General features: G+C 56.0%; 16 protein-coding genes and 1 riboswitch. Of the genes, 12 read left to right on the top strand and 4 right to left on the bottom strand.

Going from position 1 to position 19,356, the window contains the following annotated elements; all coding sequences use genetic code 11:
* Window positions 1–17: 17 nt before the first annotated feature.
* The 4 genes from RJP21_RS06535 to RJP21_RS06520 are packed head-to-tail and all read right to left on the bottom strand — an operon-like array spanning window position 18 to window position 3,854.
* A complete protein-coding gene (locus RJP21_RS06535) occupies window positions 18–854 on the bottom strand; it encodes an energy-coupling factor transporter transmembrane component T family protein (RefSeq protein WP_310858571.1) in 837 nt (278 codons plus the stop codon).
* Window positions 848–2,641 (bottom strand): ABC transporter ATP-binding protein, encoded by a 1,794-nt coding sequence (locus RJP21_RS06530; RefSeq protein ID WP_310858570.1) that lies wholly within the window; start codon window positions 2,639–2,641, stop codon window positions 848–850. The genes RJP21_RS06535 and RJP21_RS06530 overlap by 7 nt, the downstream gene beginning before the upstream one ends.
* On the bottom strand, window positions 2,641–3,234 hold the full coding sequence (locus RJP21_RS06525) for an ECF transporter S component (RefSeq protein ID WP_310858569.1): 594 nt from the start codon (window positions 3,232–3,234) through the stop codon (window positions 2,641–2,643). Before RJP21_RS06525 ends, RJP21_RS06530 begins: the two co-directional genes overlap by 1 nt.
* Window positions 3,231–3,854 (bottom strand): YkoF family thiamine/hydroxymethylpyrimidine-binding protein, encoded by a 624-nt coding sequence (locus tag RJP21_RS06520; protein WP_310858568.1) that lies wholly within the window; start codon window positions 3,852–3,854, stop codon window positions 3,231–3,233. The genes RJP21_RS06525 and RJP21_RS06520 overlap by 4 nt, the downstream gene beginning before the upstream one ends.
* Window positions 3,855–3,997: 143 nt before the next feature.
* A riboswitch (TPP riboswitch) is annotated at window positions 3,998–4,114 on the bottom strand.
* Window positions 4,115–4,413: 299 nt separating this feature from the next.
* Here RJP21_RS06520 and RJP21_RS06515 point away from each other — a divergent pair.
* The 12 genes from RJP21_RS06515 to RJP21_RS06460 all read left to right on the top strand — a co-directional run bounded on the left by RJP21_RS06515 (window position 4,414) and on the right by RJP21_RS06460 (window position 19,353).
* Window positions 4,414–6,576, top strand: a complete 2,163-nt coding sequence (locus tag RJP21_RS06515) for a HelD family protein (protein ID WP_310858567.1) — start codon at window positions 4,414–4,416, stop codon at window positions 6,574–6,576.
* Window positions 6,577–6,729: 153 nt separating this feature from the next.
* Entirely contained in the window at window positions 6,730–7,644 is a 915-nt protein-coding gene (locus RJP21_RS06510; RefSeq protein WP_310858625.1) for an SDR family NAD(P)-dependent oxidoreductase, read from the top strand.
* Window positions 7,645–7,692: 48 nt separating this feature from the next.
* Window positions 7,693–8,310 (top strand): TetR/AcrR family transcriptional regulator, encoded by a 618-nt coding sequence (locus RJP21_RS06505; RefSeq protein ID WP_310858566.1) that lies wholly within the window; start codon window positions 7,693–7,695, stop codon window positions 8,308–8,310.
* A 286-nt stretch (window positions 8,311–8,596) separates the two neighbouring features.
* On the top strand, window positions 8,597–8,899 hold the full coding sequence (locus RJP21_RS06500) for a CD3324 family protein (RefSeq protein ID WP_310858565.1): 303 nt from the start codon (window positions 8,597–8,599) through the stop codon (window positions 8,897–8,899).
* A gap of 312 nt (window positions 8,900–9,211) precedes the next feature.
* Window positions 9,212–10,753 (top strand): PucR family transcriptional regulator, encoded by a 1,542-nt coding sequence (locus tag RJP21_RS06495; RefSeq protein ID WP_310858564.1) that lies wholly within the window; start codon window positions 9,212–9,214, stop codon window positions 10,751–10,753.
* A gap of 275 nt (window positions 10,754–11,028) precedes the next feature.
* Window positions 11,029–11,676 (top strand): aspartate/glutamate racemase family protein, encoded by a 648-nt coding sequence (locus RJP21_RS06490; RefSeq protein WP_310858563.1) that lies wholly within the window; start codon window positions 11,029–11,031, stop codon window positions 11,674–11,676.
* Window positions 11,677–11,919: 243 nt separating this feature from the next.
* Window positions 11,920–13,521 (top strand): OPT/YSL family transporter, encoded by a 1,602-nt coding sequence (locus RJP21_RS06485; RefSeq protein ID WP_310858624.1) that lies wholly within the window; start codon window positions 11,920–11,922, stop codon window positions 13,519–13,521.
* A 9-nt stretch (window positions 13,522–13,530) separates the two neighbouring features.
* Window positions 13,531–14,589 carry an S-methyl thiohydantoin desulfurase family protein gene (locus RJP21_RS06480; RefSeq protein WP_310858562.1) on the top strand — a complete coding sequence of 353 codons (1,059 nt, stop codon included), beginning with the start codon at window positions 13,531–13,533 and terminating at the stop codon, window positions 14,587–14,589.
* A gap of 52 nt (window positions 14,590–14,641) precedes the next feature.
* Window positions 14,642–15,586 (top strand): DUF1177 domain-containing protein, encoded by a 945-nt coding sequence (locus RJP21_RS06475; protein WP_160045255.1) that lies wholly within the window; start codon window positions 14,642–14,644, stop codon window positions 15,584–15,586.
* 117 nt (window positions 15,587–15,703) lie between these two features.
* Entirely contained in the window at window positions 15,704–16,375 is a 672-nt protein-coding gene (locus tag RJP21_RS06470) for an AroM family protein (RefSeq protein WP_310858561.1), read from the top strand.
* A 72-nt stretch (window positions 16,376–16,447) separates the two neighbouring features.
* Window positions 16,448–17,401, top strand: coding sequence for an aminopeptidase (locus RJP21_RS06465; RefSeq protein ID WP_310858560.1), 954 nt, complete (start codon window positions 16,448–16,450; stop codon window positions 17,399–17,401).
* Between the two features lie 518 nt (window positions 17,402–17,919).
* The gene (locus tag RJP21_RS06460) at window positions 17,920–19,353 is read left to right on the top strand and encodes an alpha-L-fucosidase (protein WP_310858559.1); all 1,434 of its coding nucleotides are present in this window, start codon (window positions 17,920–17,922) and stop codon (window positions 19,351–19,353) included.
* The last annotated feature ends 3 nt before the right edge of the window (window positions 19,354–19,356 follow it).

Raw genomic sequence — 19,356 nt, 5'->3', positions numbered from 1 at the left:
TTCAGATGACGGAAAAATCAAAGCTCGCCGTTATACCAACGCAGCGTTCCGAGAGCGTAAGAAAGCCCGTATCCGATCGCCACGATGGCAAGCATGAGCGCCATAAACACGCCGTCCTTCCAGGTAACCGGGACCCGGGTATAAAAATCGCGGCGGCCCGATCCGGTAAACCCTCTCGATATCATCGCCACCGCCGTCCTCTCCGATTTGCGGATCGCTCCCGCCAGCAGCGGAATGCCGTAACGCTTCAAAGCCTGAAGCTGCGAGCGGGGCGTCCGGCGGATCCGTCCGGCCCCCCTTACGCGGTGCGCTTTTTGCATAATAGACAATTCCTCGCGGAACAATGGCAAAAACCGAAAGCCGGCCAAAATGCCGTACGCCAGCCTGGGAGGCAGTTTGCATTGCTGCATCAGGCTGAGCATCAGCTTGACCGGGTCGGTCGTCAACATAAAAAGCAGCGACAGCGCAGAAAACAGCAGCGCCCGCAGGCTGAGCGAAAGCGCGATCCAGCATGCTTCCTGAGTCACCCGGACCGCTCCGACCGACCACAGCAGCTCGGAATCCGGACCTATCGGCTCGCGCGGAAACAAGGCTGCCGTCCAGAAGTAGCCGAACGCCAAAATGAGAAACGGGGAAAAAAGCAGCAGCCATCTTTTCCACGGGATGTTCCCGAACAGCCAGGTCACAAGCACCGTCAGCGCCAAAGCAGCGGCGACGGTTACCGGATCGAAGGCCAGCGACAGCGGCAGCACGCACAGGATGACGGTCAACCCTTTCATGGCCGGATTCAGATGCTCGAGTTGGAGGAGCGAACGCTTGGGGGAGCCGATTTTGCCGCTTTGTACATTCAGCATGCCCGTTCCCCCTCCAGTGCCTGCAGCAATTGTGCGGCGATCGGCGGGATCAGGCCGCGTTCTTTCAGGAACTGCTCGGGGCTCGACCAAAGCGAACCCGGGGCCCCGTCGTAATCAACGGAACCGTTGTTTATGACGACGACGCGGTCGGCGTATTCCTGGACGAATTCCATGTCATGCGTGATGACGACGACGGCCAGCCCCATGTCGGCGCGGGCGCGCAAGCCGGACATCAGCTCTTTAGCCGCATAAGCGTCCTGACCGTAGGTCGGCTCGTCGCAAAGCAAAATTTGCTGCTCGTCGGACATCATGGCAGCCACGCTCAGGCGCCGCTTCTGGCCTTGGCTGAGCGAGAATGGGCTAAACTTCTCCCGTCCCTCGAGGCGAAATTGCTCCAGAAGGCTGCGAACCCGGTTATCGATTTCCGTTTCGCTGAAGTGCTGCAAACGAAGGGAATATGCCAGCTCGTCATAGACCGTGTCCGCCACAAATTGATGCTCGGGATGTTGAAAAATGCAGCCGATCCTCCGGCGAAGCTCCGCTTCCTTCCAGGCTGTCAGCGGTTTGCCGTGAAGCGAGACGCTGCCGGAGGAAGGCATCTGCAGTCCGGACAGCAAAGCCATCAGCGTCGATTTTCCGGCGCCGTTGCGGCCCGCCACCGCAAGCAGTTCCCCTGCCCGGACGGAAAAGGACGCCTCTTGAACGATCACGCGTCCGCCCCGGGAGAAGGACACTTTTTCCGCACGCAGCGGGACCGGATCGCCAAAACCGGCATTCACCGGGTTCGGTGGGGCTCCCGGAATGTCCTGTTCCGACGACCTGCGATCTTGGCGAAGCTTTTCTTTCAGCAGGCGGATAGCCGCGCTTTGGACGGGAGCCGGGTATCGGGTCCACCGCCGAATGAGATCGCGGATTGAAAGCGGCGGCGGGGCTGAACCAGCCTCCGGTGGATCGCCGCCTTCCGTCATGCCGGCAGACCGGGAAAGCTCCCGGTGAAGCACGACGGCCCGGGGCAGCCAAATGCCGGCGCTTTCGGCTTCGGCATCCCGGCTTGCAAAAAAATGTCCCGGATCCCCTTCATATTGAACGGTTCCTTGATGATCCATGACGACAAGCCGGTCGACATATTCCATCCACGGATCCAGATGATGTTCGATCAGCAGCGTCGTCACGGGCAGCAGCCGGCGGATGGCATGGATCCGCTCGGCAAGCTGCCGCGCCGAAGCCGGGTCGAGATTGGAGGTGGGCTCATCCAGAAGGAGCACCTTCGGCCGCAGGGCAAGCGCCGCCGCGATGGCGACGCGCTGCTTTTGTCCGCCGGAAAGTTCATGGATCAGCCGATCCCTGCAATCGCTCAGCTGAACAAGCCTTAACGCGTCGTCGATCCGTTCGCTGATTTCCTCCCGGGGACAAGAGACGTTTTCGAGGCAAAATGCAAGCTCCTGCTCGACCGTCAGCATGCAAAATTGACTGTCCGGGTCTTGAAAGACGATGCCGACGATTTGCGCCGTTTCTCCGGGATGTTTCCCGTCGAGCGTTTTCCCGAAAATCTTTACGCAGCCGGTGACCTCGCTTTCCACGGCATGCGGGTAAATCCCGTTAAGGCAGAGGGCAAGCGAGCTTTTTCCGCAGCCGCCCGGACCGAGAAGCAGCGTCAGTTCCCGTTCGTGCAGCGTCAGCGATACCGAGGACAGGACCGGTTCCGTTTGATCTTCGTCCAGTCTCAGGGATATGCGGTCGGCGACAAGCACCGGGCTGCGGTCCGGCTGCCGTTCCGCGGCGGCCATCACGAAACCTCCGCTTTGGATCCCAGCCGCCCCCGCGAGGTTTTGGCGATCGGAAAGCTGCGGAGCGCGCCCGTTTTTGCAAGGGCGTCCGCGATCCATTTGCCGAGAAGACCTGCCAGCAGCGCCGCGCTGATGACGCGGGTGACGAACATGGCGAGCAGCAATCCCGGCGACAGCGCGGCAAACCCGGAATGAATGAATCCCCAGGCAAAGCTGAAGACGGCGGCGCCGGCACCCGCAGCCATCAGGGCCGGAGCGGAATAGCTGCGGTAACGAAGCGCCGCAAACACCGCTTCAGCGCCAAGCCCTTGAATGAATGCCGACAAAATCAGAACCGGGCCGGCGGTGTTGCCGATCAGGAGCTCAACGCATCCGGCTACCGTTTCCGACAAAAGCGCGGCTCCCGGCCGCTGCATTATGTAAGCCGAGATGACCGATACGATAAACCAGATCCCAAAAATGACTTCGTAGCCCATCGGCCCCATAAAGCCGACCAGCACGTTGCCGACCTGCAGGAAAAGAACGTACACGACGGCAAAAACGACGGACAGCGAACTCAGCACGATGATGTCGCGCAGCTTCCAGTTTTTCATCGGGCCATCGCCTCCCCGGCCAATTTCCGCGCGGGTTTCGGCGAAGGGCTGTTGCACGACAAAGTCGCGGTCATCACCAGATGGGACACCTCGTCCGCAGCCTTGGCGAAGACCTGCCCCAATGTGCGGAAGACGTCGTTTGCACTTCCGTCCAGACGGCTTGCGTAATGAACGCTGCCGGAGAAGGTGCCGAGACTTTTGGCGGCCTCGACCGCACCCGCAATCATGCCCATGTATCCCGGGGCGTTCAGCGGGTAAAGGGCAAACTGTGCCGCGGTGTCGATGCCAGGCGGCGTTTCGTTCAACCGGACGTCATCCTCGGACATGTAAACGTCCCCGCTGGAATCCCCGGGGCAGCCGATCGAAAACGTGCCGCTGAACACGACGTGCTCGCCGCTTGCCGCCGCATGGGCGAAGATCGCATGCACAACGTCGAAGACATGGGACATCCGTCCGCGGACGCAGGTGCTGACATCATCCGTCAGCATCCAAACTTTGGACGTATTCGTTTTTTTTAAGGCGTCTTCAATGATCGATACAAAATCGCCGCTCATCGGGTAGATCGAAAAGCGGCAGCCCGCGATGCGGCTCGTTCCGCAAACCCATTTTTCACTCACCATTTTCGTTTCCTCCTTGTACGAACGCTGATACATATTCGAACTTTCTGCCGGCCGGCGCACAAAAAAACCGCACCCGAAAGAGTGCAGCTCACCGGACGGCTTGAAGGCCCGCTTCAGACGTTGCGAAAGAGGGGCTTCATGGCTGTCGTTTCACCGCACTTCCCCACGCTAGTATGACCTAGATCGGGTGTGAAGGGTTAACGTTCGCGCATGCATTCGCTACTTGTCTCTCAGCCAAAAAGGCACCCCTAGTGCTATCTTTCCGTATGCAGTTTTTTGCTGGTTCCCATTATACCGCTTCGAACAAGATTGTAAAGACCCGAATGTTTTTTCTAGTGCAGCCGTTTTCAATCGCGGCTATGGAGAATGCGCCTTCATTGTGATATACTGAAAATCCTTTCTAAGCGGGCTTATGGCTCACGACTAAGCATCGGCTTACCAGGGCAGGGTAGTTCTGCAGCGCTCGGCCGCATCGGGCACGAGTTGCATGCGAATGCTGCAGGAACGGCTCCCGTACGGCCTTTTGGCTGACGGAAGAACTTTTAGGAGGTAACTGAAATTGGAGCAAACTTTTCAAAGTGCCTATCAAGAGGAAGAGCGAAGGCTGAATGCAACGATAGCGGAAATTGACAGGCAGCTGAAACGGCTGCGCGCGATCCCGGTGTATACCGGACATGATTTCACTGAACAGGTGCTCGAGGCCGGACGCGAGGAAAAAAGGCAATCTTTGGCCAAAAGCCTGGCTGCCCCTTATTTTGGCCGGCTTGACTTTCAGGAAAATAACGATACGGAGCCTAAGCCGCTTTATATCGGCAAAATCGGCGTCGACCACGGGGAGGTCGGGGATCAGCCGATGGTGATCGATTGGCGGGCGCCGATTGCCAGCGTGTTTTATTCCTTCACGGGCGGCGACGAACCGGCTGCGTACGAAGCTCCCGAAGGAACGATCGAAGGGCTGGTGTATTTGAAGCGCAACCTCGTCATCCGGAAGCAGATTTTGGAACGGGTATCCGATACCTATGACCGGAACAGCGACCAGCCGGCGGTGTCGGACGAATTTCTGGTTTACCGGCTCGGCGAAAACAAGGACAACAAGCTGCGCGACATCGTCTCGACCATTCAGGCGGAACAGGACAAAATCATCCGCGCGGCCCGAAATACGGCGCTGATCATCCAAGGGGTCGCGGGAAGCGGAAAAACGACCGTGGCGCTGCATCGTCTCGCGTATTTGCTGTACCAGTACAAAGAGCAGGTCGCGGCTGAAAAAATGATCATTTTTGCGCCGAACCTTATGTTTCTCGATTACATATCCGACGTGCTGCCCGAGCTTGGGGTCGGCGACATCCAGCAGAGCACGTTTGCGGATTGGGCCATGCGGCTGCTCGGCATTGATTTACCGCTTGCCGATCCTTCCGAGACGCTGGCTTACTGGTTCGAGTCTGCCGACGGGATGCCGGAAGTGACGGACGAAGTTCCCGGGCGGTTCAAAGGTTCGATCCGGTTCATGGAGATGATCCGCGCCTGCATCGAGGCGATGGAGGATGCGTCGGTGCCCGAAGCGGATTTTATGCCATGGGAAGGCGCCGTGCTTTCGCGCGCCACCATTCTTCACTGGTTCAACGATGAATACAAGCCGTATCCTTTGGCGAAGCGGAAAGAGCGGGTGATGGCAAGAATCCACCGCTGGGTCGAGATGGAGCTGAAAAAATCGCCATCCGCCGCCGCGCTGAAAGAACGGAAGAAAAAAGCATCCCAACGCGAAAAATCCTATGCTTCCAAATGGCCGAAATACGAGCCGGTCGTGTTGTACAAGCAAATGTTCAAGGCGCTGAAGCTGCAGGCCGGCTGGCCCGAAGAGCTGCTGGCCGGGATTCCGGACGGCGTCATGAAATCGACGCAAAAGGATTTGAAAAAGGACGTTCTTCGCGAAGAAGATCTGCCCGCCCTTCTGTACATTCATTATCTGCTTAACGACATTACGGGGGAGCAGCGGTTCGATCACATCGTCATCGACGAAGCGCAGGATTTTTCGCCTTTCCAGGTCGCGGTTCTCGATCTGTTCGTCAAGGGGCATTCCTTTACGATTCTCGGTGACTTGTCCCAAGGTATCCATGCGTATCGCGGCGTTCACGGCTGGGACGAAATGAGGTCATGGTTCAAGCCGGAGGACACGGCGTATTTCGCTTTGACGCGCAGCTACCGGTCGACGATGGAAATCATCGAATTCGCCAACCGCATCCTCGAGCAAGGCGTAAACAGCGAGCTGCTGGCGGTGCCGGTTTTCCGCAGCGGGAACCCGGTGCGTTTGATTGCTTACGGAAGCGGCGGCGGGCGTCTGAATGATTTGCGCGCAGGGCTGCAAAAGCTTTCTTCAGGCGAATACCGCACGGTGGCCGTATTGACCCGAACGCTGAAGGACGCGAAGGAGCTGCACGAACGGCTGAAGCCGGATCTGCCCGAGCTTCATTTGATCGACGGCGGTGATCAGGCATACGAGGGGGGACTTTCCGTCCTGCCCGTCTACCTCTCGAAAGGGCTTGAGTTCGATGCGGTCATCTTGGCGGATGCAGACAGCGAGCGCTACGGCGCTTCGTCATGGGACGCCAAGCTGCTGTACGTCGGCTGTACCCGCGCGTTGCATGAACTGTGGCTGATGCACGGAGGACCGCTGCCGGATTATTTGCAAAACATGCATGAAGACATTGCCGTTACAGGCTGGTAAACCTACGTTTTCGTAAGCGGAAACCGTCTCTTTTAAAAAGAGGCGGTTCTTTTTTTGAAAAGAATTGACAACAGGGAAAAAACGGAATATATTGATTTTATAAATGAATGAATTATTCATTCATAAAAACGGAGGGGTTTGAACATGTTGAATATGCAAAAGGAAGCCGCTGCTTTGCCTTGGACGATTCGGGATAAATACGTGCTTATTACAGGCGCTACGAGCGGAATCGGATTGGCCGCAGCACGTGCGCTGGCACGGGACGGAGCAAAAATCGGAATCATAGCCAGGAACCGGCAAAAAGCTATCGAATGCGCCGAGCGGATTCGGCTGGAAAGCGGCGCAAGCCATGCTCAGATCGACATTTTTACCGCGGATATGGGATCGCTGCATTCCGTGCGGAAGGTTGCGAAAGATATACTTGAAAAATGCCCGCGCATCGATGTGCTCATCAACAACGCCGGCGCCTTTTACGACCGGAGATACTGGAGCGAAGACCATTTTGAAATGACATGGGCCGTCAATCATTTGGGGCCGTTTCTACTCACGACGCTTCTGCTGGATCGAATAAAGGAAAACGCGGAGGCACGGATTATTTTCACCTCTTCCCACGGTCATAAAATGGTCAAGGGAGGAATCGATTTTGAGGATTTGGATGGCAACCGGTTATATAACCCGTTGAGAACATTTTTAGGAGGTGCCAATCTCCGTTACGGCGAGACCAAACTGGCGAATATTTTGGTTACAGTAGAGCTTGCCAAAAAATTGCATGGAACCGGTGTTAGTGTCAATTGCTTTGATCCGGGCCTTGTATCAACAAATTTCAACATGAATAACGGCAAACTCGCCAGAATGACGATGGCTTGCATGAAACCTTTCTCCCGAACGCCGGAAAAAGGGGCCGAAACGCTCATATGGCTGGCGGAATCCGCCGAACTGGCCGGTCAAAGCGGCAACTATTATAAGGATTTAAAAGCAGGGGTTCCGTCCAAAGCCGCCGTCGACCCGAAAAGCGCGGCCCGTCTTTGGGAAATCAGCCAGCGGCAGATTCGCAGCGTTTTGTCTTGAAGCCTGGTTCAAGCCCCCCTACAATAGAATTAACATGGATTAACATGAATGGAGTTGAAAACAGACGTGTCGCCATTAACCGATCAGCAGCTTGAGCGGATTCACGAGGAACGCAAATCGCAAATCAAACAAGCGGCGCTCAAGGTGTTTGCCCAGCACGGGATCGCCGGAACGAAAATAAGCTCCATCGCTGCCGCGGCAGGCATCAGCCAGGGACTCTCCTACAGGTATTTTAATTCGAAGGAAGAACTGTACACGGAATTGGTGCGTGAAGCGCTTTATGAAGCCGATTCCACGCTTGGACGGCTGCATGAATTTCCGGGCTCGCCCGCGGATCAAATCAGGGAATTGACGCGGATCATGCTTGATCGGGAGCATCGTTTGTATTTTCTGCTGATCCGGCAGGTGCAAATATCCGAAGATGCGCCTGATGCGGCGAAGAAGCTTCTTGCGCAGCATCCCCCGGAAAAGACGATCGAAAATATCATTCCGATTTTTATCAAAGGGCAGCAGGAAGGAGAGTTTTACGAAGGGGATCCGGTAGAGCTTTTGCTCTGTTATTTTTCCGTCATTACAGGTTTGATGCTGCAGGAAAGCCCGGCCGATGAAGACTTTTGGAGCCGTCAGATCGACGTTCTGATGAGAATGGTAAAAAAATCCGGGTAAAAAACGTATATACTCATTTTTTCGCTTGAAGCGGAGCTCCAAGTATGAGTTAATAAAGATGTCGGACGGCCGACAACTTCCTAAAGAAAGGAGCTGATGCAATTTTGATCACAAATAACGAGGTGGTTTCCGCCTAAAGCGGAAATCGCAAAGTTCAGGGGGGCCGGAACTGGCCTCCCTAATTACCTTTTAATATATCCTACATAACAGAAAGGAGGGAACGATAAAATGTTCAACGCAAAAATCGCAAATCGGAGCCAACATCTGATGAAGGAGGACGTTTATCGTGAATTACCGAAACGGGAGGGATGTGCTTCCCCCTAGTTTGCTCAAAGAGCTTCAGAAGCACATTGAGGGTGAGCTGATCTACATTCCAAAAAGAAGCAGCGAGCGTGTCGGCTGGGGAGTCAACAGCGGCACCCGGCAGATGATCGAGAGCAGAAACGAGGAGATCTACAATCTCCACTGCAGCGGACATTCGCTCGAATCTTTGACGAAAACCTTCCACTTGTCCGTGGAAAGCATCCGGAAGGTCATCTTTAAAAAACGTGCGGAGCATGGCGCGGAAAAAGTGCAGGTACGCCGTTGATCTCCGCTGGATCGATAGATAACCGCATATGGAACGAGGATTGGCGAAGTCCTTGTTTGCGAAAGGGTGTCCCCGATGGTTTTTTAGGAAACGGAGGGACTCCTTTTTTTCATTTAACGGACATGATCCGAAAAAAATCGGACTTCCCGAATTGCCGCCGCGTAATTGCCTTCTTCTGGATATCGGCGGCGCTTCATGGCGGAAGAATCGCAAGGTGCGGTACAATGGAATGGCAAGGCCCAATCACACGGTCATGAGAGCTGCAGCAAGCCGCGAATACTTGATAACCGTGAACCGTGAGAGGTGAGACTTATGAATTTGAGAGGCTTGACCGTAAGGGAAATGCTCAATCTGCCTGTCATGAAAAACGCAAAGCTGATCAGCGGGGAGCAGGGGCTGGACCGGATCGTGCAGTATATCGATATTTGGGAGGTTCCCGATATCGGGAGCTGGCTGCGGGAAGGCGAGATGGTGCTTACGGCCGGTTATCCCGCACGGGATAATCCGTCCTTGCTCACCGAAATGATCGAACAGCTGGCCAATGTGAACGGAGCGGGGATTGCCATCAAACCCGAACGGTTTATTTCCCAAATTCCGCAGGAAATGATCGAGAAAAGCAATTTGTATCACATTCCGGTCATCCAACTGCCGCTGTCAGCGGCTTACATCGACATTACCTATAACGTCATGGAGCAAATTTTGAACAGGCAGGCTGTTTTGCTGAAACGTTCCGAGGAAGTCAACAAAGCGCTGACCGGCCTCGTGTTGAACAACAAAGGCATCCAGGTGGTCGCGGACAGCGTCTCGAAGCTGATCGATTCGTCGATTTGGATCGTCGACAAAGGCGGCGCCGTACTCGCCTCGTCTCCGGAAGGCAATCCTTACGTCCCCTCGGGCAATCACCGTCAATGGGAAGTGAACGTGGACAATAAAATGCTCGGCAAATTCGTGGTGGAAAAGCGGGAGCTGGACGAGCTGGACCTGATGCTGATCGAGCAGGCGCGGCTCGTGTTTTCGCTGGAGCTGATGAGGGAAAAAATCGCCTACGACACCGAAAGCAGGCTGCGAGGGACGTTTTTTGAAGAGCTGATTTTGAATCCGCCCGCGGACGAAAGGATCACCGCTTCAAAAGGACTGCAGCTCGGGCTTTCCCCGGATTGGCTATGGGAGGTTGCCGTTATTGAAGCGGACGAGCCGTTTTATAACGAGGATGCTCCCATCGCGGAAGCCATTCAATCCTATTTGTCGGAGGAATCCGCCGCCCGGAAGGTTCGCCCCCAGCTGCAAATCCATGGCGGGAAAATCGTGCTGTTTTTGCCTTCCGTACCGACTGCGGACACGGAAAAGCGGCCGGATAACAAAAGGAGACCGCTTCCTTGGGGCGAAGAGCTGCAGCGATGGCTGAAGCCGTGGGATACGGTACGGGTCGGCATGGGCCGCCAGGCGCCGCTTTTTGAGGCGAATCGCAGCTACAACGAAGCAAGGACGGCCGTGTCGATCGGCTTCCGGCTGAATCAGAGGCGGCAGCTGTTTACGTACGCGGAGGTCGAAATGCTGCAAATGCTGCTGAATTCGTCCGATTCGGCTTGGCTGGGCAGGTTCGTCGACGAAAGGATCGGCAAGCTGGCCGAACACGACCAGGCAAACGGCACCAACTACGTCAGCACGCTTTACCACTATTTGGCGACGGGCGGCAGCCTGAACGAAACGTCGAACCGGATGTTTATCCATCGGAATTCGGTCAATTACCGCATCGACCGGATCAAATCGATGACGGGGCTCGACCTGAACAGCGCGCAAAGCCGATTTGAACTGTATTTGTGCTCGGCATATCAGTTATTGAAACGAGCCTAAACTTTTCGCCGGATGTGAGCTTTCAAATAGTTCCTGTACTGCCAGTGCTTGACTGTTGCGAATCCGGACATCATTCTACGATCAAATATATCTGTTTATTTTTGGATAAAAAAACGCCTTCTTTGTGCTCCGGGCACAAGGAGGCGTTTTTAGTTTTGTTGGCCGGGTACATTGTTGCTTGGCGGGTAAAACAATTAAAATCTTACTTAATAAAAATTTTTGGGATGGTAAATATCCTGACATCAACCTGAAGAGGGGCGAAAGGGTGATCGGCTTTGATAGGATTAATTCGCGTATTTACCGCAAATGATAATGAGGTGCTTCAATCGCATGGAAAAATTATCGAGGAGCAGCATGATATTCCCGTATTAAGCAAAAGCATCCCCGATCAGCCGCTAGGGATCTATGACGACGAATCGGAACGGATTGCCGTACCGAAAATCGTAGACCTCGGCGTTCAGATGGAACGCGAAGGATGCCGGGCGATCATTATTAGCTGCGCCGCAGATCCGGCCATCCGCGAGCTTCGAAGCCGCGTTTCGATTCCGGTCATCGGCGGGGGCAGCTCGGCAGCGCATGTGGCGCGCGCCCTGGGACTGCCTGTCGGCGTTATGGGCATCACCGAAGGCGTTCCGCCTGTAATGCGCGATATTTTAGGGGATCTGATCTCGGGTTACCTCCGTCCGGAAGGCGTCACAAACACGACGGACCTGCTGACGGAAGAAGGTCGCGGCAAAGCGCTGGAAGCAGCGAAAACGCTCATCGGGCAAGGGGCAAAAGCGATTGTATTCGCTTGCACGGGCTTGTCGACCATCGGGTTTGCCGAAACGCTCCGGAAGGAACTGAAAGTTCCGGTCATCGATACGGTAGAATCGGAAGGTTTCATGGCCGCGAACTATTATAAACAAGCCGGCGCGATTTGAAAAGGGCTTAACCCAACCTTGCAAACGTTACAATTTATCTTTCGGCCTTCGATTTGAATGTCGGCAGCATTTATTCTTCCCTTTTTTTCGGAAGAGAGCACTCGTTTAGATCCGCTTGAAAACGACTACCCTCGATTTGAAAGCGGTCTGCAGGTTAAAGGGGGCATGACGCGACGCAAGCCCTGCGGATTTCTAGCAAACGAGCGATTAATCTAACAAATTGGAGGCATACGGATGAGCGAAATGAAACATGAAACCGGACAGGCGGACAAAAAAGAGAAACATCCCAGCATATTCGAACCGTTTGGCCTGATCCTCAACATCGTTACCGGCGTTTTGGGCGCGATCGTCGGCATACAGATCGTAACGACGCTTGGCGTGACGCCAAACACGGCGATCATCGGCGCGCTTGTTGCGATGCTGATTGCAAGAATTCCGCTAGCGATATTTAAAAAGTATAAATCGATCCACCGTCAAAACATGGTCCAAACCTCCATCTCCTCGGCGACGTTTGGCGCGGCCAACAGTTTGTTCATCCCGATCGGGATCCCGTTCGTGATGGGGGAGACGAAGCTGATCATCCCGATGTTGATCGGCGCGGCGCTTGCGATGTTCGTGGACGCGGCGCTGCTCTATAAGCTGTTTGACTCGAAGCTGTTCCCCGCATCCGGAACGTGGGCTCCGGGCGTGGCGACCGCCGAATCGATCATTGCCGGGGATAAAGGCGGCAAACGCGCCGGACTGCTCGGCGTGGGGACGGTGATCGGCCTGATCGGGTCTTATTTCCATATTTCCATGTCCGCGTTCGGCGTGGCGTTTATCGGCAACATTTGGGCGCTTGGCATGTTCGGGATCGGACTTTTGATCCGCCAATATTCGAACCCGCTGTTCAGCATCGACGTCGACAAGCTTTATATTGCGCACGGCGTCATGATCGGCGCCGGGATCGTTGCCTTGGTGCAGGCGGCCATTCTTATTTTGAAACGTCCGAAAAAGGAAGATAGAGCAGCGGACGCGGAAAAATATACCCGCTCGGAAGGCGAAGCGAGACGCGCCCTCGGGCTTGGTTTTGTCGCTTACCTCGTCATCGCGCTTATCATCGCCCTCATTGGCGGCCTCATTACGAAAATGTCGATCGGCATGCTGATCGGATTCCTTATCTTTGCGGCCTTTGCCGCGTTCGTGCACGAAATTATCGTCGGCATCGCGGCGATGCATTCCGGCTGGTTCCCGGCCTTTGCCGTAGCGTTTATTACGCTGCTGTTCGGCATGCTGATCGGATTCCCGACCGTTGCGCTGGCGCTGCTTGCCGGATTTAGCGCCGCTACGGGCCCGGCGTTCGCCGATATGGGTTACGACCTGAAGACGGGTTACATCCTTCGCGGCAACGGCGAAGACAAAGAATTTGAGCTGCGCGGCAGAAAGCAGCAGTACATGACGGGCATGATCGCTTTCGGCGTGGCGGTGATCGTCGTTGCCCTGACGTACCATTCCTATTTCGGCCAAAATCTCGTTCCGCCGATCGATACGGTATACGTGTCGACCATCCAAGCGGGGACTTCCCCGGACGTTGCGATGAAGCTGCTGCTTTGGGCCATCCCGGGCGCCATTTTGCAATGGCTTGGCGGCGCGAAACGCCAGATCGGCGTCATGTTCGCGACCGGCTTGCTTATTGCGACGCCTAACGCATGTTGGGCGGTGCTGGCAGGTCTTTTGATCCGGATCGTCGTGCTGAAAGTGAAGGGCAAAGAAGCCGAGACGCCGATGAGCATTTTGGCGGCAGGGTTCATCGCGGGCGACGCGATTTACAGCTTCTTTAACTCCATGTTCAAAATGAGAAAGTAGGTGCATTCCATGGCTAGAATCAAACTGGACGAAAACATGATGGAAAGCGCCGTGTTCGGCGGCGCCGTCTTGGGCGGCGGCGGGGGCGGCTGGATCGAAGAGGGTTTGCAGATCGGACGCCTGGCTCTGGAGCTCGGCGAGCCGGAGCTGCGCACGATCGACGAATTCGCCGAAGACGACACGTTCGTGACGGTATCGCTTGTCGGCGCTCCCGGAGCGAAGGATAAATATTTGAAACCGATCCATTACGCAAGATCGCTCGAGATGCTTGCGCGCGGGCTCGGCAAACCGATTTCGGCGATCCATACGAACGAAAACGGCGCCGGAACGACGGTAAACGGCTGGCTGCAATCGGTCATGACCGGGATCCCGCTCGTCGACTTTGCCTGCAACGGCCGGGCGCATCCTACCGGCACGATGGGCGCGCTGAATTTGACGGAGGTCGAAGACTACGTGTCGCATCAAACGGCCATCGGCGGCAAAGGCGACAACTACCTGGAGTTTGCCGTTTCCGGGTCGCTCGGCAAAGCCGCTTCGCTGGTGCGCAAAGCTTCGGTCGAAGCGGGCGGGCTCGTGGCTGTAGCCAGAAATCCGGTGACGGCCGCATACGCAAAACAAAACGGCGCTCCGGGCGCGATCACGCAGGCGATCGGTGTCGGCGAGGCGCTGCTCGGCGCCAAAGGCGAAGCCGCCATTGCCGCCGTCGTGGACAAGCTTGGAGGGAAGGTCGTCGCGGCAGGCGAGGTGACCGAATTCGAAATGGAAACGACGGGCGGGTTCGACGTCGGCAAAGTGCTGATCGACGGATTTGAAATGACGTTCTGGAACGAATACATGACGCTGGAAAAAGGCGGGGAGCGTTATGCGACGTTCCCGGACCTGATCATGACGCTGGATGCGAAGACGGCTAGACCGGTCGTGACGGCCGCATTGCAAAAAGGCCAACAGCTTGCGGTCATCGCCGTGCCGCGGGAAAAGCTGCTGCTAAGCAGCACGATGAGCAACAAAGCTTTAATGCAGCCTGTCGAGGACATCATCAAAAAGCCGATTTTGGATTACTTGTTCTGATTCACCCCTATAAGCCGCAAACACTACAGACAGAAAATGGAGGTCGGGTTCGATGACATTAAAACAAACGATGATCGCGCTGGAAGCGATGGACGACGCTTACGTAACCGGGGAGAAGGTAAAGGAGCTGTTCGCCGGCTACGCTGAAGTTTCGATCGAGGTGCAAAAAGTAACGGGGGAAAAGGGCAGCACGGACTTCATTAAAATCGTCATTCCCGGCACCGAAGGCAAATCGAAAGGCGGCAGCGCCCCGACGTTCGGCATCGTCGGCCGTTTGGGCGGCATCGGTGCCCGTCCAAGCCGGATCGGGCTCGTGTCCGATGCCGACGGCGCGGTTGCGGCCGTTGCTTCGGCGCTTAAGCTGGCGGACATGCAGGTGAAAGGCGACCGTTTGAAGGGCGATATTATCGTGACGACCCACATTTGCCCGGATGCGCCAACCCGTCCGCACGAGCCGGTCGATTTCATGGACTCTCCGGTGGATATCGGCGCGATGAACGCGCATGAAGTGCTGCCGGAAATGGAGGCGGTGCTTTCGATCGATACGACCAAAGGCAACCGTGTGATCAATCATAAAGGTTTTGCCATTTCGCCGACCGTCAAAGAAGGCTACATTTTGCGGGTGAGCGAAGACCTGCTGCGCATCATGGAAATGACGACCGGGCTTCTGCCGGTGACGTTCCCGATCACGATGCAGGACATTACGCCTTACGGCAACGACTTGTACCACATCAACTCGATTTTGCAGCCGGCCGTCGCCACGGACGCTCCGGTCGTCGGCGTTGCGGTCACGGCGCAAAGCGTCGTTCCGGGCTGCGGCACGGGCGCCAGCCACGAAGTCGACATCGCCGCCGCAACGCGTTTTGCGGTCGAGGTCGCCAAAGAATTCACGAACGGAACCTGCGCGTTTTACGACGCGGAGGAATACGGCCGGATCGTGAAGCTTTACGGCTCGATGAAGGTGCTGCAAACGGCGGGAGACGCCGAAGGAAAATAATACGGGAGGGAAGGGGATATGAGGTTCCCTTCCCTTTTTTCGCAGGATCCGCGGCTTGCCGGGAAAGGCAGGCGGCGCGGATGCGCTTTTTTTGTGAATATGGGAGGAGGAAGAAATATGACGAAACTTGGGGTCATCACGATCGGGCAGGCGCCGCGCAAGGACGTCGCCCCGATTTTAAGAGAGCATTTGCCCGCGCGGGTGGACATGATTCAAGCAGGCGTTTTGGACGGTTTGTCGAAAGAGTATATTGCCGGGCATTTGCAGCCGGGAGAGCATGACTACGCGCTCACTTCCCGGCTGGCGACAGGCGAGTCCGTCGTTATGGGCCGCAGCAAAATCCAGCCCATCCTGCAGCAAAAAATCGACGAGATGGAAAACCGGGGAGTCGCGAACATTTTGCTGCTTTGCACGGGCGTATTTCCGGGGTTGGCCGCCCGCTCTTCCTATTTGATCGAACCCGACCATATCATTCCTCCGGCCGTCAAAGCGATGGTCGGCAACCGCAGGTTGGGCGTCATCGTTCCCCTGGAGGAGCAGAAAGAAACCATGAACTCGAAATACGAGCCGCATGGCCTTCATCCGGTTTACGGCGAGGCTTCGCCATACGTATTCGACCGGGGCAAATTCCAAGCCGCCGCGGCCGGGCTGAAGGGAAAAGCGGACATTTTGCTGCTGGACTGCATGGGGTACACGGAGGAAGCGCGCAAACTGACCGCCGAGGCCTCCGGCCTGCCGGTAATTCTGTCCAATGCGATCATGGCGAAAATCGTGTCGGAAATGATCTGATCGGCCTGGATTCGGATGAACGACGAGCTCGATCCGGGGCGCAAATACATGGTTGAAAGGAAGTTAACGAACATGCAGGAAAAAATCGTTGAAACGAGCATCAATATGCTGAAGGACTGCCTTGGGCTGAAAGCGGGGGAAACGTTCCTCATCGTCTCCGACGATTCGAGAAAGGAACTGGCGGAATCGCTTTACGAGGCGGGAAAACGGATCGGCGCGGAAAGCATGCTGACCGTGATCAAGGAGCGCGGCAAATCCGGCGAGGAACCGCCGGCGCCGATCGCGGCTGCGATGGCGGCGGCTCAGGTCGTCGTCTGCATCACGAAGCATTCGCTGACGCATACGCAAGCCCGGAAGCAGGCCGCCGCCGCGGGCGCCCGCCTTGCGACGATGCCGGGAATCACCGCGGACATGTTCCTGGAGGGCGCGATCGCGGCCGATTATACCGAGGTCAAAGCGCTGACGGAGAAGGTGACGGATATGCTGTCCAACAGCCGCAAAGTGCGCATCGAAAAAGACGGCCATACGCTTGAATTTTCGATCGACGGCCGCGACGGGGTTCCGAGCACGGGCATGTATTTGGAGCCGGGACAATCGGGGAATTTGCCGTCCGGGGAAGCGTATATCGCGCCGGTGGAAGGCAGCGCCGAAGGGACCATCGTCGTCGACGGCTCGATCGCCGGGATCGGCAAGGTAGACGGCCCCGTCGTTTTGACCGTCGAGAAGGGGCGCCTGGTGGCGGCCGAAGGCGGCGCTGAAGGCGAAAAGCTGCTGCAGATGCTTGGCGAAGGCGACGGAAGGCTGCTCGGGGAGTTCGGCATCGGCACGAACGAAAAAGCGAGAATTACGGGCGTCGTGCTGGAGGATGAAAAGGTGTACGGCACGATCCATGTCGCCTTCGGCAGCAACAACACGTTTGGCGGCGTCGTGGCGGCCGGCGTCCATATCGATTGCGTCGTCGGCAAGCCGGACGTATATCTCGACGATCGGCTGATCATGAAAAACGGCGAGCTGATTGACAAATAATCCTCCCTCGGATGCTGCTATTCTAGGGTCGATCCATCGGACAGCTTGCGAAGGCGGCGTGAAGGCGAGTTGAAAAAAGAAAACCATATTTTTGCGAAAGCGATCCGCAGGGGGCGGCCGGCAGCGCCGGTCGCCTTTCTGCGATTTTTTTTATTCATATACATAACAAGAGGGTTAAACGGAAGCAAATCCAATGATATAATAACAAATAAAGATGAGAGCGCTTTTCTGGAACGGATGTGTTAAGTACTCTATCATGAACTGAGAAATCCAGGGAGGAATTTATGGCAAATCGAAAGTGGCTGGCGGCGAAAAAATACGAGGCTTTTGCAAAGCTGGAGGAGGTGGGCTGCAGCAGGAACAGTATTTGAACATCTACCAAAAAGCGCTGCAAAAATAATGACGGCAGAATATCCGCGGCGACCGGCAGGTACATGTTTTTTACGGAGAATGTTAGAGGGTGGATTTTGCGCGGCAAATGCCGGTAAAATTTCGCCAATAGAATTGGAGGGCTAGATATGACGTTAAAAGATAAGATTCGATACGCTGCGGAAGTGAAGCCGACGGAAAGGCAGCTGTCCGTTCAGGAAATGGAATTTTATGCATTTGTTCATTTTTCGGTGAATGCGTTTACCGACCAGGAATGGGGAAGCGGAAAAGAAGACCCGTCGATTTTCAATCCGGCCGAGCTGGATGCGGACCAGTGGGTGGAAGCGTGTAAAGCGGCGGGGATGAAAGGTTTGATTTTGACTTGCAAGCATCATGACGGTTTTTGTCTGTGGCCGAGCCGATATACGGAGCATTCCGTCAAAAACAGCCCGTGGAAAAACGGAAGCGGGGACGTCGTCAAGGAAGTGGCGGACGCCTGCCGCAGAGGCGGACTCCGCTTCGGGATCTATCTGTCCCCTTGGGACCGCCATGAGCAGACTTACGGCGACTCGCCCGCATATAACGAATATTTCCAAAATCAGCTGCGGGAGCTGCTGACCGGTTACGGCGACATTTTTTGCGTCTGGTTCGACGGCGCCTGCGGCGAAGGGCCGAACGGCAAACGCCAGGTGTACGACTGGGACGCGTATTATGCGCTCATCCGGGAGCTGCAGCCGGGGGCCGCAATCTCCGTATGCGGTCCGGACATCCGCTGGTGCGGCAACGAAGCGGGGCATTGCCGGGAGTCGGAGTGGAGCGTCGTTCCCGCATCGCTGCGGGATAACGAGAAAATCCAGGAAAAATCCCAGCAGGAAGACGACGGCGAATTCGCCAAGAAATACAGCTCGGAGGATGAGGACCTGGGCAGCCGGGACGTCATCGCGCAAGAAAAAGAGCTGATCTGGTATCCGGCGGAGGTGAACACCTCGATCCGTCCGGGCTGGTTCTACCATGCCTCCCAGGACGACCAGGTGAAACCGCTGGAAGAGCTGATCAAGGTGTACTACGGATCGGTCGGCGGCAACGCGACGTTCCTGCTCAATATTCCGCCGGATACGCGCGGTTTGTTCCATGAAAACGACGTGCAGCGCCTGAAAGAGCTGGGGGATTGGATCCGGGGGACGTTCGGAACGAACCTGGCCGCCGGCGCCGCCGTCCAAGCGACCGAAGCGATGGAAGAACATCCGGCCGCCGACGCGGTCGACGGCAACCGGGACACGTTCTGGGCTCCGCAAGAGGGAACGGAGCAGGCCGTTCTTACGGTCGATCTCGGCACGGAGCAAACTTTCGACCATGTTGTATTGCAGGAATACCGTTACAGTCAACGGGTGGAGCGGTTTGCGCTGGAATATATGGAGGACGGCGAGTGGAAAACGGCGTATAACGGCACGGTCATCGGCTACAAGCGGATCTGCCCTTTCCCGGCCGTGACGAGCCGCTATATCCGCCTGTCGATACAGGAATCGAGATGGTGGCCGAACCTTTCCGCATTCGAAGTGTATCGCGGCGACCGGAACGCATGATCT

Origin of the sequence: Paenibacillus sp. VCA1 (assembly GCF_031583795.1) — a bacterium.
In the GTDB taxonomy this organism is placed as follows: Bacteria; Bacillota; Bacilli; order Paenibacillales; family Paenibacillaceae; genus Paenibacillus_AQ; species Paenibacillus_AQ albilobatus.
The sequence above is the reverse complement of the archived record's forward strand: the minus strand, read 5'-3'. Positions and strand labels throughout refer to the sequence as shown.